Source organism: Salinivibrio sp. HTSP (genome assembly GCF_003390965.1).
Taxonomy (GTDB): Bacteria; Pseudomonadota; Gammaproteobacteria; order Enterobacterales; family Vibrionaceae; genus Salinivibrio; species Salinivibrio kushneri.
Genome location: NZ_PXUD01000006.1, coordinates 1 through 13,779 on the forward strand (window position 1 = coordinate 1; position 13,779 = coordinate 13,779).

Below are 13,779 nucleotides of genomic sequence, written 5' to 3' on the forward strand. Positions count from 1 at the left end.
GCCTCGACATGCTCGCTGAACGCTTGCCCTGCGTGCCGTGTCGATGTGGGGCGTAGTATAGCGACGCGGATCACACTGACAAGGGATTTTTACGTTTTTTATTTCGACTGAGCAATAATCCACCTAAAATGATGAATAACCAGCGTTTTGAAACATTATTGATACGAGACCTTTACCGCAAGGTAACGCTGGCTTGTTTTCTTGGTCTTTTTCACGACATGCATTGCCGAACTGTTGTCATGTCATCACTTTAATTGTTCTATTTAATGACGCTTATGAAATCACCAGTTAATTTTGCTTTAGTCATCTGCATCGCTGTCCTTGGCGCGATTATCGTCAGCCTCATGGACGTCAACTCACCCGCTCTTTCGTTTGCTGTGGGTGCAATACTTAGTGGTCTAGCTTGCCTATATCTTCCTTTACCCAATTTTATTCAGCCAGAGCAAAGGCCATCGACATCAACGTCATCAAGCGAAAAAGAAGAAGAGTCTCCGCAAAGCAAAACGCTATACGTCGGAAACTTACCTTATCGTGCGAATGAAAATGATGTGCGCACGCTGTTTAGCGAACATGGAGAAGTGTTTGCCGTTCGTCTCATGAAAGACAAGCGAACCGGCAAGCGACGAGGATTTGGTTTTGTGGTGATGGCCGCCGGGCATGCCGACGACGCTATCAACGCACTCAATAACAATGTTTATGGCGAGCGGACACTTAAAGTCCGTGAAGCGAATGAGCCAAAAAAGCAGGCGAATAGCTGACATCCGTAAAACCTATCGATCGGATAAAGTCCGCCAAAGCATCGGCTTTAATAGGGGTTGCCGTCGCATAAGCATAATGCTTTGACGTCGCAGCGGTAGCCCTTGCGTCGCTATGTAGACTGACCAGCGAAACCACGCGACGCGCAATCGCATCTCCCGAATCAATTAAACCGACTGAGTCACCCACTACTGATTGGATTTCATCACGCAGTAAAGGAAAGTGAGTGCAACCCAGTACGAGGGTATCGACGGTTCCTTTAAACGGGCGCAATATAGCCGCGAGATCTTGCTGATTCACCGCCTCACCCCGGAGTTTGCGTTCTGCCATATGCACGAGCGCCGTGGTACCGACTGAGACTACCTGGCAATCTTTGGCAAAGTCCGCCACCAGTTGTTCGGTATAAGGGCGGGAGACGGTGGCTGGCGTAGCGAGCAAGCCAATGATTTTTTTCTGACTGATCGCTGCTGCAGGCTTGATCGCAGGCACAACCCCCACGACCGGAAGCGCTAACTGCTGACGGAGCGTCGGTAATACCAACGTCGATGCGGTATTGCATGCAATGACCACGATATCAATATCATGATGCGCACACACAGCGCGCACTTGAGCCGCCACCCGTGTGACCAAGCGCGTGTCCTCTAACTCACCATATGGAAAAGCTTCGTTATCGAACAAATAGGTGTAGTTAGCGTCAGGTAGCTGCTCTCGCACTGACTGATAAATCGATAAACCACCCACACCAGAGTCAAAGATCAGAATGTTAGGCTGCGCCATGAGTCACCCATACAATAAAAACGCCCTTATCATAACGACAAGGGCGTGAAGAAAGCTAGTATCGCAGAGAAGCTATCACTAGTACTGATAGTCCAACGTCATAAAGTAGGCGCGTTCAGGCGCAGGATAACCACCCGCGGTTTCGTAGTCTTTATCAAATACATTATCGACTTTACCTTTTACGGTCAGATTATCGGTCGCCTGATAGGATGCAGTGACCACCCAAAGACTATAACTACCTAAGCGGTCATTCCAATCAGTTCGCTCGCTTTGATATTGCCACTGTGTGCCCAGCAATACGCGTTCCCATTGGTACGATGTATCCCATTTCGCCACCCGTTTGGCGCGACGCTGGAGCTGCTCACCCGTTTTCTCATTTTCAGGATCTTTGTATTCTAAAGATATGCGGTTGTGTAAAGCGTGCACATCAAAGTTGGCAATAAACTCAACGCCTTCGATCTTAGCCTTGTCCACGTTTTGATTCTGGCCATTGGGGTAACTGCCTGCATACTGAATGAGATTATCAATGCGATTGATATAGCCTGTAAGTGACCAATCAACGTCAGCCGTCACGCCACGAAGAGCAAGCTCGGTGTTGGATGATTCCTCCGGCTTGAGCGTTGCATTACCGCCCAATCCATAAAGCTCAGTCAGACTTGGTGCCTTAAAAGCGGTGCCGTAACTAGCGACCAATTGATACCCTTCCGCTATCGCAAGACCCGCGCTTGTCTGCCACGTCGTATGTTGTCCGTATTGTTCGTTATCATCCGAGCGTGCGCTTGCCTCAATAGATAGTGCCTCTACTGGGCTAAATTGCGTTAAAAGGTAAGTGCCAAGGTTATCACGCGGGTTGATTGCAATATCATCGGGGTTGGTAATCAAGCTTCCTTCATTAAAGGTGTCTTGTCGATAATCCACACCACCACCAAGCAGCCAATCCTCCGTAGTTTGATACTGGAGTCCCAACGAGGTAGAGACTTGTTCCACATCAGAGTTTTTATTCTCCTTACGCGCACTGCCAGGAAAGTAGTCATACTTATCTCGCTGAGAAAACTCCCCGCTCAGCGTTGCACTCCAGACCCCTGAGCGATAATTCAGATTGCCAGCCAGTGCTTGGCTTTCTAACCAGCCATGTTTCAAGCTCCCTGAATAATCGTAATCGTATTCATTCTGGTACCAGCGTCCGGTGATATCGGCCGACCAAGATGCATTCCAACGATGGCTGTATCCAAGTTGTGCATTGCGGCCAGTAAAACCATGCTGATCACCCCGGTTACTTGCCATCGGATGAACATTGTATCCATCATTGGACTCATACCCAGCCATGCCAGAAAAGTGACCCTTATCGCCCAATTTTGTTGCCCATGCGCCACTAACAGCATGATGATCCAAACTGCCCATGGTCGCGGAAACATTGGCTCGCTCTTTATTGCTTTTGGTGATGATATTGATCACACCGCCGATCGCGCTCGACCCATACAGTGTGGCGCGTGCGCCGCGAATAATCTCAATACGCTCGATACTGTTTACTGGGATCTGATTAAAATCCACCGAGCCTGTGATAGACGAGGCCATACGCACCCCATCAATCAAGACTAAAGAGTGGTCTGATTCTGTGCCGCGCATAAAAATAGAGGCAATTTGTCCACGGCCTCCGCTTTGAGCAATCTCGATGCTCGGTACCGTGCGCAATACATCGACAAGGCTTCGCGCCTGCAAACGCGCAATGTCTTGACGCGTCAAAATGGTTGCTGATTGCAATACCGAGGCATCGGACTGCGCAAACCGACTGGCGGTCACCACCACCGTTTCGGTGTTTGGCTCGGCCCACGTGCTCACAGGGAAAAATGACGCTGCCACCAGGCTCGCCACTATCTGTTTGTTCATTGGTTGTTCCTTCCTATCGCGAGAATGTGCAGCGACGTGCTGCGTCTGTGGGCTGTATTCGGACTTAAGAGCATGGCTTTCGCCGCCTACTGCTAACGACTTCCCATCGCATACTATTTATCAGCATTGGCGACAGTGTCTGACCTTGGGTCGGGTTAGGGTCGTTCTCTTACACCGCTGCGCGTCAGTTGCGGACTCTCACCGCATTCCTGTGATCCGTCCTATTGGGTATAGACAGAGCACTGGCCCACGCAGGGATAGTAGCCGTCTAGATGGATATTGTCCATTGATAACCTTATTGAATAAGGGAGAATCGTGAGCAAGGGTGGACATAGCTGGGGATTTGTCTAAAATCTGCGCTCATTTTCCAATCGCTGAGGCAGCCATCATGACCAAGGCTCACACCGCCGTTGACTACGACACACAGCTTGCTGAGAAAGTCCAACGACTCAATGCACAACTCGCGCCGTTTCACGCACCTGAGCTAGAAGTTTTTCGCTCACCGGAAACCCACTATCGGATGCGCGCAGAGTTTCGGGTATGGCATGAAGGCGACGACCTGTATTACATCATGTTTGATCCTGCGACCAAGCAAAAATATCGCGTCGATACCTTTCCTGCCGCGAGCCGCTTGATCAATGACCTCATGCCGCTATTAATGGAGGCCATCAAGCCCAACGACGCCTTGCGACGTAAACTGTTTCAGGTTGATTTCCTCTCCACCTTAAGCGGTGAGATCTTGGTGTCTTTGCTTTATCATCGCCAGTTAGATGAAGAGTGGGAAAAGGCTGCGCAAGCGCTTAAACAACGTTTGAACGATGAGGGCTTTAATCTCAACCTGATTGGCCGTGCGCGCAAGCAAAAGAAAGTGCTAGACCGCGACTACGTTTTGGAAAAGCTCAATGCCGATGGTCAGACATTGATCTACCAGCAAATTGAAAACAGCTTTACCCAACCCAACGGACCCGTGGCGGAGAAAATGCTGGAATGGGCCATCGATTGCACTCGCGATAGCCAAGGTGATTTGCTGGAGCTGTATTGCGGGAACGGCAACTTTTCCCTCGCCTTGGCGAAAAACTTTCGCCGCGTCCTCGCCACCGAGCTGGCGAAACCCTCAGTGCAATCGGCGCAGTACAATATTGCCGCCAACAATATCGACAATGTGCAGATTATTCGCATGTCTGCCGAAGAATTCACCCAAGCGATCAATGGCGAGCGCGAGTTCCGCCGCTTAAAAGATCAAGGGGTGACGCTGAGCGCCTATCAGTGCAATACCATTTTTGTCGATCCCCCTCGTGCGGGCATGGATGATGAAACCTGCAAAATGGTGCAAGGTTACGATCGGATTTTATATATCTCCTGTAACCCTGAGACTTTGGCCGAAAACCTAGAACGCCTCAGCCAAACACACCGCATTAGTCGCTGTGCGCTGTTCGATCAATTCCCGTTCACCCACCATACCGAAGCGGGTGTGTGGTTGGAGCGCATCAAATAAGGGCTTAAAAGATTTCTTGTAGCAAAAAACGTTCTGGGTACGGCTTAGGATACGGGGCTTGGTTATGGACTAAGAGTGAATTTAACTTAGTCTCTTAAACCGACCCTGTCGTCTAGATTAGTAGACTCAAAATATTAAAGAGTCGTCATCACCGTAGGCTCTTTAATATTGGCTAGTTTTGCTTGTTTTCCTCCGCTCGTTGAACGGCCTCATAAATTTCCAGCTTCAACGATATAGAGTACTCATCTTCATACAGAATAGAGCTAATGATTTTATGCAGTAGCTCTTTATCAATAACGTTATCGGCGACCCAAACAGCGATGTTCTCCATTTCGCGAACGAAATGCTGCACGATGTAGTCAAATCCGTTGAGCTCTAAAAAGTAGGCTCCGAGTGCCAGAGATGAGCGCTTATTGCCATCATTGAAAGCATGGTTTTTGTTGATGGAAAACACTAAGTGCGTCAGCTTGTCTTCGATTTCAGGGTAATACCAGTCGTTTTGAATATGCTCCAATGGGCTTTCAAGTTGACCGATATCTTTTGTACCCGTTAAACCGCCTGATTTTTCAATGATCCAATCGTGGGTACTCACCGCGTACGTCACATCGAAGTAAAAGTACCGTGGCTGAGCGTCATCGGTCATATCAGCGGTCCTTCAAGCGTTTAAATACGTCAAGTGTTTCAGGATCGCTGAGCTGCTCCTCTAGGGATTTACTCTTCTCACCAAGGAAACGCTCAAAGTCAGCTTCTGGAACCGATTTAATATAGGCCTCCAGCTTTTCATGCAAAGCGTCTCTAAAGCACAAGTCTCTGCTGGCCATCTTTGTTCTGGCATCTAATATTAGTGGCCTAAAGAGAGGATGCTGCTCAAAACTGGCAAACAGCAGCTCAGCTTCTTTTTGCGTCAATGGACGGCCCAGGCCGGTACTCTGGCGTTCTAGCTCGTGAGCGATGCCTGATTCAAAACTTGCGATAAGCGTGAGCACTTCTGAGTACATGGTTTCACGGATCTTATCCTTTTCGGCTAGCTTGAGTATTTTTTTATACTCCGCTGCATTCTCATGGAAAATGCTTTGGTAGATCAGGTTAGTAAAGCGGCCATACTTCCACTTATTGCCGTCTACGTATTTGTCCAAGGCGTCGGTAAACTGTTTTCGGTAATTTTCCTCTTGGAACGCTACCATCAAGTAATCTTGATCGCGCTGGTTGATGAACTTGGTGTGACCGCCTGCGCGTTCTGCGAGTACATCAATGACAATATCGAGTACACGAGAGCGTAATTCTTTGGCGCGTTCACTGTCAGTGAGTAGCATCCCTAGGTTCAAAATAGCGCGAAAAGTAAAAATGCCTAACACCGTCGTTTTGGTACCCTCACTGATGAGGGTACCAACGGCTATCTCCTTGAACTGCTTCAGCTTAGCGCCTCTTAGAAGAGTGTAACCATTTGCTTTTAACTCATCTCCGTGCGAAGACAAGTAACGCTCTACGGTGGCATCGCTGATATCAAACAGTTCTATTACCTGTTGTTTGGTAAATACCGTTTCACCGTCAAACTGCACGCCGCCTAATGCCAGGTGTTGCTCTGCTTTTTGCAGAGCGTAACGGTTATTAAGGATGTTTTGTCTGTCATGCAAAGACTCAGTGAGATCTTTAGCCATGCTGAGTCTCCTTTGATTCAGTGCTTAGTTTTATCGTTACTTGGCCGCTCATTAGCATTGGTAGAAGCCAATCTCTCAGGCCTGCTAACTCTGCATTCTCTTTAAGTTTTTTCTGCCTTTGTTCTTGCAAAGGAGAAACAAACTGGAAAAACTTCTCAGCTAGATCTTTAGGAGGCATCACTACGTTGTAATTACTGACGAATGAGTCGAATAAAAGATTCTTAATACCACTAGTTTTCCCTTCCCAACCAAACAAAACACCATTTTCGTACAGGCTTTGCCACTGGTATGCGAAGTTATAGAAATAGCTCTTATCTATAAGGTCTATTGCTTTGCAGAAGTTGGAACAGATCAGAGGATAGTCAAATCTTTCTAAAACATGTTCTGTAATAAAAGCCATTCGACCAGTAGATTGAGTGGGGCTACCACCTGATATTTCGATAACAAAGTCAAATGGAGCAAGAAGTTTGTGATCATTCTTTTTAAGAATAAATCGGTTAGGCGCATCGACATTTCCTTGACCATTTATGCCGTTAATATCTGCGCCTCTTATGCAATCAACCTGAAGTGAGTAGTTACCTTGCTTGGTTTCTTTTCCCCAATCACCAGTTTTATCTGAGCGAATCCAATCAGATATTGCATTAACGTGCCAGTCAGCTGGAATTTCCTGCTTCAAAACAGGGTCATAAACCATCTTTCCGCCAGAAGCTTTATAGGGTTTTCCATTCGCATCTGGGAAATCAAACTGCACGAACCAGTAGTCATAAAGCGTTTTCGCCATGGCTTCTAGTTCAGAATTGATTAGATTATTAACTCTTATCTTAGAGGTTATTGCTTTTAGAACATCGGCAATAGCTTTAGAGTTTTCGAATATAGGAATTTCAATTTCTTTGAGATCAGGAATACACAAGTTACTAACCGTTGAACCTGTACGGTCGCTTTTACTAATTTGCTTTTGCACGAACTCAGACTGAAGAGCGAACAACAAGTACTGATTAGATACTTTTTGTTCATTAACTTTTAGTAATACCATTCTCTGGCCTAAGCAACACTCAACTCCATCGGGAATCATACATAGTTCGCCCATTGGTGCTTCTCTAGTAATGATTATATCGCCAGGTTCTGGTGTGGCTCTTTTATTTCTCTCTAGGTAAGATCCATGATCAGTATATGAAGGAGATGATAAATCTAACTCACCATTCTTAATGTTAAAACTTCTGATCACAATCATACCTTCTTCAGACCATTTTGGCGTTGAATGAGGGCAATCAGTAATAGATAAGCATAGCTCTTTCAGTGGAATAGTTTTTCCGCTAAAAGGGGACAAATAAGATAGATTTTCATACTGATTAATCATAGTTTAGCCCCGCCAACTGCTTTTTAATCTCAGCTTCTAGTTCACGTGACTGATTAAAAAAACTGTCCAAATTGCTGCTAAAGCCTTGCATTTTTTCCGCAAACTGCTCCGGAGTGATATCAATATACTCAATCTTGACTTCGAAGTACTGTCCAGCACTGAGGCTGTAGTTTCTCGCAGTGATCTCGTCATAGCTAACTGCGACGGAGAAGTCTTCTTCGGTCCACTTTTTGTTGAACACATCAATGATTTGATGCTCTTCTTCTGATGTTAGAACCGTTTTCTGATTCTTACCTTCTTTGACTTTTTGGCCCAAGTTTGATGCATCAACCAGTACCACTTTGTCTTTGTTACTGTCATCAATAAACAGAATGGAGACGTTGGTACCTGTGGTCGCGAAGATATTGGATGGCATAGAGACAACACCCGCCAGCATCTTGTTATCAACCAAGTACTGACGGATCTTTTTATCGATACCTGACTGAGCGGTAATAAATCCTGTTGGCAGTACCACCGCTGCTTTTCCACCTGGTTTTAATGAGTAAATAATGTGCTGCAAGAACAATTGGTAGATTTCCATTTTGTCCTTGGCCTTGGCTTTGATTTTGGGAATGCCAGCAAAAAAGCGATCTTTGTTTTCTTTGCTATCCAACTCATCACGAAAATCACTGAAATCCAGTTTAAATGGTGGATTAGAGACAATGTAATCAAACTTACGTAAATCACCATTTTCCTTGTGGTGAGGGTGCCACAGCGTATTACCCTCAATCACGTTAGAAATTGAATGCACTAAGTTGTTCAAAATCAGGTTCAAACGCAGTAGGTTTGATGACTTCTTCGAAATATCCTGCGTGTAGATGCTACAACGCGTTTCACCGATGGCATGAGCGACATTCATAAGCAGGGTGCCAGAGCCCGCAGATGGGTCATAACAGCTTACATTGCGTACGGTGCCTTGCTGGTCTTCAGGCACCAAAATTGCGGCCATAATGCGTGCTACCGCATGAGGGGTGTAGTACTCCGCGTATTTACCGCCTGAGTTGCTGTTGTAGTCTTTGATCAGGTATTCAAAGATGGTGGCGTAGAAATCAAACTTCTGGTTAAAGATACGCTCAAAGCTGAACTCAATCAGCTTATTGATGATCGCTTTACAGAAGGCATCCCGCTTGGACACGGTCACGTTCTCGCTGATGCGAGTAAACAGTTGTACTTTTTCGCCTGTGTCCGTCATTACCGCAAACACATCGTTATTGGTGATGGCGATGTCCATCAAGGTATCATCAAACAGCTGAGCAAACCCCGGCTGGTCCTGCTGGTTGAACAAGTGACTGATGAAATGATGTGGTTTAAGACGGGCAGTGTCAGCACCCATCTGGATCTGGAGCATATCTAGATCCTCTTCACTCATTTGAATCAGCGCTTCTTCCCATTTTGCCGCGCTGGCGATTTTTTCGTCTATTTTCTTTGCTTCATAGGCGAACTTATCGTTCAGGAATTTATACAAAAAAACCTGAGTGATGATCTCAAACTCCCCGGTACTGTTGCCTAAGCCATTGGTTGCACAGATGCTTTTTAGACTATCGATAAGGGCTTTTGTTTTATCTCTAAATTCGAGTTCGACCATGGTTTGTGTACTGCCTTAGTTGGTGTTCTTACCAGGATTGGCTACCTGTATTGAATTCTTTTAAATATTCTGCGACGACAAGCTGATTTACATAACGCACTGCTTCCGCATTCAAGGGAATGCTTTGTTGTTTGATAAAGCGGTTATGAACCTTTGGCAGCAGATGCCGTTCAAAATAACTTTCGTTATCGAGTACGGAGGTGTTGTCGAGCACCTGGCTATCGGCGTCTTCTTTGACTCCGAGTAGGGCCTCAAAAATCTTTCTTTCAGAGCCTGTAATGTCGCGTCGCTCTTTTTGGCGTTCATATAAACGCTTGTGCAGACGTGCATATTTAGTGTCACCTAGATACTTCTGGCGTAATTGGTTGTTCTGTCGGTTCAACTCTTTCACTCGTTGGTGAATTTTATTGAGTGCATCGATGTTGGCGACCATTTCATCTTGCGTGATTTCGCTGAGGTTCTTCTTCTTAAATAATCGTTCTAGTTCATCTTTCAGATTGGTGAATGTCGGGTCTTGTTGGTCAAAGTTACTTGCCAGTGCTTCGCGTGTTTGGCGAAGGGTATTCTTCAACTGATCAGCCAAAACCAGCTCTTCTTCACCGAGCTTAACGAACTTGAAGATGACATCTTCTAAGGCTCGGTGAAGCAGGTGTGTGGTGTCTGTGCCTTGTTCAAGATCTTGCTTGAGGTTGAGCAAGTCCAAATGATTGCTGGTTTCGCGGTAAAGCACGTTTAGCTTGGCAAAATCCAGTTCATCAAGGAAGTCGTACTCACCTTGCAGGCGAATAAGGTTATACAGGCTGCGTGCATCAGCTAGGGCATTCTTAAGGGCTAAGACAGTTTCTCTGTCTTGTATCTGGCTGATTTGATCACAGAAGGTCTCCATGTTGGAGATATCAAAGCGGAACAACACGTCTTTAATGTGTTCTATCTCTTGTCTGATTTCTTCCTGTGATTTGAAGAGCTTGGAGTAGCTTTCGATTTCGTCGCCCAGCTCAGATTGTAGCTCGTCAAAGTAAGCTTTGTTAGTCGCGTCAAACTCTTTGCGGATGTCTGCGAAATCAACCACATAGCCATAACGGAAGTCTTTGTATGTGCGGTTGACACGTGTCAGTGCTTGTAGCAAGTTATGTTTGCGGATCACCCGGCCAAGGTAGAGTTTCTTCAAGCGTTTAGCATCGAAGCCTGTGAGTAACATTTTGTAAACAAACAGTAAGTCGATTTTTCCTGCTTTGAAATCTTCAACCCAATCTTTGCGTTCTTGTTTTGTGCCGACATCATGTAATATCAGCGCAGCATTGCTCACTTGGTGGGCTTGCTTGGCTGGCTCCATGCTCGCCGTTTGAACGTAAGTCGGGATCGGATCTGCTACCGATGTTGTTTGCTGAGGTTCTACGCTGTCACTGCTGGATAGGGGCTTTGAGGCGTACACAGCATTAAACAGCTCAAACATTTTCTTTGCTTGGTCTGAGCTATCGCAAATGATCATACCGCCTATGGTTGCATCATTTAGCGTGCCGCGACTCTTTTCAAAGTCACTAATGATGTAGTCCAGCATTGGCTCAACAAAACTTTGATGTGCGTATATTTCTTTGCGGTCTACATCGCCCATTTTTACTTCAGCTTCTTCCAGCGCTTGCTGAAGCGTCATTTTGTAATTAGTCGCGATCTCTTCACGGATTAAGCGCAGGGTATATCCGTCGGCAATTGAAGCATTGTAGTAATACTTGTGAATGTAATCGCCAAAAAGAACTCGGGAGTTATAGTCTTCACCCAGTAAGGGCGTACCCGTTAAGCCTATCTTGATAGCGTTGGTATCAGACTGAGTCAGATTGGCCAGAAAGCTACCTTTGGGGTTGTAACTGCGATGGACCTCATCCAGGAAGTAAACACGTTGGATGGTGACGTTATAATCTTGCGTTGAAATAACGTCGGGGTCGTCTTTAAACATCTGAATGTTGACGACAGTTATTTCGGCTTTGCCTGAATGGTTGTGAATCACTTGTGTGGCTTTGATGTCACGCGTGAACGCTTCGCGGGAGTTTATGGTATGAACAATCAAGCCGCGTGCAGTGAACTCTCGCTGTGCTTGTTGCAGCAAGTCTAGCCTATCGACGATGAAATAGAACTTGGGAATGATTTCTCGTTTTTGGAAGTAATCCGTTAAGAACTCAACGTTGTAATAGGCTAACGCGGTTTTACCACTTCCTTGGGTATGCCAAATAATCCCTTTACGAACCCCTTCGTTTAGCTTTCTCTCAATGGCTTTAGTTGCAAACATCTGTGGGTAGCGCATGATGTGTTTTTGCAGGCCATCACTCTCTGACACGTAGGCCAATGCATAGCGTAGAATAAAAGACAAACGCTCTTTGCTGAGCAAAGAAGTACAGATTCGGTTGGTTGGGCGGCTGGGTTCTTTGTTGCTCAAAAACTCAGGGTTGCTGCGGATCACTTCTAAGTTGTTGTCTTTGAGGACTGCCAGTTCTTGCTCATCAGTCAGTGGTTTTAAAAACGCAGTGAGATCTAACACCTCTTCTTCACGAAAGTAGTTAAACACTGGCTTGTCATATGAACTGCTCGCGTAGAATGCACCTTGTACTGGCTCTGGATCACCATCGACGTAGTCCATGTTGTTGGAAAAAATCATAAACTGAGTGATGTTAGCAAAGCGCTTGAATTTCGGGTTTTGAAAGCGTTTATTGATGCGTTCTCTTTCCGCGATGATACCGTCTCGGTTGTTAGGCTTTTTCACCTCAATAAACACCAGCGGCATGCCGTTGACTAACAAGATGATGTCAGGACGAAATTCATCATCGCCGTTTTTGTAGGTGAGCTCAGTAACGACGTGGAAGCTGTTATTAGAAAAATTCTCGAAATCGATCAGCTTAGTCCCGGATCGATCCTTCAACTTATTGAAAAAAGCTCGGCCTAAGTCTTCGTTATCCAGAGAGAGTTTCACTTCTTCGAGCAAACGGGCAACGTCATCAGATGTCATGTCAGGATTTATACGGCTGACCGCTGAGGAGAATAATTCCGGGAAGATATTTGTATCCTTGTCCCAGTGTGTTCCTTTCAGGGATAGGTACTCATAACCCAAACGCATGAGATGTAGGATCGTTGGTATTTTTACTCTTGAATCTTCTGTGAAACTCATATCAGTCCTTCGTTATTGTTTTTATTGATCATTCTCTGGTGACTGTTCTAAGAGCTCACCAACTTGACAATTAAATAGCACGCACAATCTGTCTATGGCTTCTAAATCCACTTTTTGTGCAGTTTCTTTGTACAGTAGTGTCACTGTGTTGCGGCTTAAACCCGTTTCACGAATGACGTCTGCAATCTTTAACTTTCTCTCACCCATCATGCGAGCTAGGTTGCATTTGATCATGTATTCCTATCCATTGCGGCAAGACGTCTTGATACTGAATCTTATCACAAACTAACGATAAAGATTAAAAATTTTATTTTAAGTATAATTCTTTACTTTTAAATATAATAAATGATCGCAGCCTCAGTTGTACTTTCACCATGCTAATCGCTGGTGCTATCAACCCTATTTAAGGAGCATTGATTCATATCAGCAAGAGGTAACAGGGCAGCTATCGGTGCGGATGAAGCTCTTGTTTCTCAGCTTTAACGTAATGCCTTTGATAAGGTGCAACTGACGATGGCCTTTACGTTCCACTAAACCCTAATCTCTCACCTAAACCCTGAAACAAGGAAGACTCACTATGCCCAAATTTACCTTTGCTTCAGTTTGGCTTGAGGGCGCAACAACGTAAAAAGGCGTCTTCTCGACGCCTTTTTGGGTTTCGCTAACGGCTGTCTTAAAAGCAATTAGACGTCAGAGGCGGTATCGTTTTTCGCTTTGCGGCTGAAAAAGCCCAGTTTGTGGCCGACCCAGAACGCCAGTGCCATGGCAACCAAAATCGAGAAGAAGTTGCCGCCCAGCTCTGGCATTTGCATACGGATAAACGCTGAATAGCCAAATGCTCCCACTAAGAAGCAGGCAAACGCAATCAGCGGCGTGCCTTCAGTCAGCGGCTGGCGTTCGTGAAGTTGGTAGCAAGCGTGCACGGCCAGTACAAACGCGAGAATGGGAAAAATAGAAAATGCCACACCACTGACGAACAGTGTCGCGAGAGTTGCACTTCCACAAATGCCGGTAACCAGTGCCAGCAGCAAAAATTTACGTTCTGATTTCACTTGCTCGTGTTCCATGTCT

11 protein-coding genes and 1 riboswitch are annotated in these 13,779 nt (G+C 45.8%); of the genes, 2 read left to right on the forward strand and 9 right to left on the reverse strand.

Annotated elements, in window-relative coordinates; all coding sequences use genetic code 11:
• The first annotated feature begins 275 nt into the window (after positions 1 to 275).
• A complete protein-coding gene (locus C7A19_RS01180) occupies positions 276 to 758 on the forward strand; it encodes an RNA-binding protein (RefSeq protein WP_077599928.1) in 483 nt (160 codons plus the stop codon).
• Here the strand turns inward: C7A19_RS01180 and murI are convergent.
• Both murI and C7A19_RS01190 read right to left on the reverse strand, forming a co-directional pair.
• Positions 712 to 1,533, reverse strand: a complete 822-nt coding sequence (gene murI, locus C7A19_RS01185) for a glutamate racemase (RefSeq protein ID WP_102505915.1) — start codon at positions 1,531 to 1,533, stop codon at positions 712 to 714. The two genes, C7A19_RS01180 and murI, sit on opposite strands and share 47 nt — an antisense overlap.
• 78 nt (positions 1,534 to 1,611) lie before the next feature.
• A complete protein-coding gene (locus C7A19_RS01190) occupies positions 1,612 to 3,420 on the reverse strand; it encodes a TonB-dependent receptor (protein WP_116643936.1) in 1,809 nt (602 codons plus the stop codon).
• Between the two features lie 32 nt (positions 3,421 to 3,452).
• Positions 3,453 to 3,686: riboswitch (cobalamin riboswitch) on the reverse strand.
• 122 nt (positions 3,687 to 3,808) lie between these two features.
• Here C7A19_RS01190 and trmA point away from each other — a divergent pair.
• The gene (gene trmA, locus C7A19_RS01195) at positions 3,809 to 4,915 is read left to right on the forward strand and encodes a tRNA (uridine(54)-C5)-methyltransferase TrmA (RefSeq protein WP_116643937.1); all 1,107 of its coding nucleotides are present in this window, start codon (positions 3,809 to 3,811) and stop codon (positions 4,913 to 4,915) included.
• Between the two features lie 172 nt (positions 4,916 to 5,087).
• Here the strand turns inward: trmA and C7A19_RS01200 are convergent, their stop codons facing one another.
• From C7A19_RS01200 to C7A19_RS01230, 7 genes are all read right to left on the reverse strand, one after another.
• Positions 5,088 to 5,558: a type II toxin-antitoxin system death-on-curing family toxin gene (locus C7A19_RS01200; protein ID WP_116643938.1), complete on the reverse strand. Its 471-nt coding sequence runs from the start codon at positions 5,556 to 5,558 to the stop codon at positions 5,088 to 5,090.
• Between the two features lies 1 nt (position 5,559).
• Positions 5,560 to 6,573, reverse strand: coding sequence for a DNA-binding protein (locus C7A19_RS01205; RefSeq protein ID WP_116643939.1), 1,014 nt, complete (start codon positions 6,571 to 6,573; stop codon positions 5,560 to 5,562).
• On the reverse strand, positions 6,566 to 7,930 hold the full coding sequence (locus tag C7A19_RS01210; RefSeq protein ID WP_116643940.1) for a restriction endonuclease subunit S: 1,365 nt from the start codon (positions 7,928 to 7,930) through the stop codon (positions 6,566 to 6,568). The genes C7A19_RS01205 and C7A19_RS01210 overlap by 8 nt, the downstream gene beginning before the upstream one ends.
• Positions 7,923 to 9,554: a class I SAM-dependent DNA methyltransferase gene (locus C7A19_RS01215; RefSeq protein ID WP_116643941.1), complete on the reverse strand. Its 1,632-nt coding sequence runs from the start codon at positions 9,552 to 9,554 to the stop codon at positions 7,923 to 7,925. Before C7A19_RS01215 ends, C7A19_RS01210 begins: the two co-directional genes overlap by 8 nt.
• Positions 9,555 to 9,582: 28 nt before the next feature.
• Positions 9,583 to 12,708 (reverse strand): type I restriction endonuclease, encoded by a 3,126-nt coding sequence (locus C7A19_RS01220; protein WP_116643942.1) that lies wholly within the window; start codon positions 12,706 to 12,708, stop codon positions 9,583 to 9,585.
• A 21-nt stretch (positions 12,709 to 12,729) separates the two neighbouring features.
• The gene (locus C7A19_RS01225; protein WP_077649795.1) at positions 12,730 to 12,942 is read right to left on the reverse strand and encodes a helix-turn-helix transcriptional regulator; all 213 of its coding nucleotides are present in this window, start codon (positions 12,940 to 12,942) and stop codon (positions 12,730 to 12,732) included.
• A 449-nt stretch (positions 12,943 to 13,391) separates the two neighbouring features.
• A complete protein-coding gene (locus tag C7A19_RS01230; protein ID WP_046074424.1) occupies positions 13,392 to 13,775 on the reverse strand; it encodes a YijD family membrane protein in 384 nt (127 codons plus the stop codon).
• Between the last annotated feature and the right edge of the window lie 4 nt (positions 13,776 to 13,779).

What these genes read in the sequence shown, in the direction of transcription:
- C7A19_RS01205 (WP_116643939.1), bottom strand. Translation starts at nt 6,573, where the DNA reads ATGGCTAAAGATCTCACTGAGTCTTTGCATGACAGACAAAACATCCTT.
- C7A19_RS01180 (WP_077599928.1), top strand. Translation starts at nt 276, where the DNA reads ATGAAATCACCAGTTAATTTTGCTTTAGTCATCTGCATCGCTGTCCTT.
- C7A19_RS01230 (WP_046074424.1), bottom strand. Translation starts at nt 13,775, where the DNA reads ATGGAACACGAGCAAGTGAAATCAGAACGTAAATTTTTGCTGCTGGCA.
- C7A19_RS01220 (WP_116643942.1), bottom strand. Translation starts at nt 12,708, where the DNA reads ATGAGTTTCACAGAAGATTCAAGAGTAAAAATACCAACGATCCTACAT.
- C7A19_RS01210 (WP_116643940.1), bottom strand. Translation starts at nt 7,930, where the DNA reads ATGATTAATCAGTATGAAAATCTATCTTATTTGTCCCCTTTTAGCGGA.
- C7A19_RS01225 (WP_077649795.1), bottom strand. Translation starts at nt 12,942, where the DNA reads ATGATCAAATGCAACCTAGCTCGCATGATGGGTGAGAGAAAGTTAAAG.
- trmA (WP_116643937.1), top strand. Translation starts at nt 3,809, where the DNA reads ATGACCAAGGCTCACACCGCCGTTGACTACGACACACAGCTTGCTGAG.
- C7A19_RS01200 (WP_116643938.1), bottom strand. Translation starts at nt 5,558, where the DNA reads ATGACCGATGACGCTCAGCCACGGTACTTTTACTTCGATGTGACGTAC.
- murI (WP_102505915.1), bottom strand. Translation starts at nt 1,533, where the DNA reads ATGGCGCAGCCTAACATTCTGATCTTTGACTCTGGTGTGGGTGGTTTA.
- C7A19_RS01215 (WP_116643941.1), bottom strand. Translation starts at nt 9,554, where the DNA reads ATGGTCGAACTCGAATTTAGAGATAAAACAAAAGCCCTTATCGATAGT.
- C7A19_RS01190 (WP_116643936.1), bottom strand. Translation starts at nt 3,420, where the DNA reads ATGAACAAACAGATAGTGGCGAGCCTGGTGGCAGCGTCATTTTTCCCT.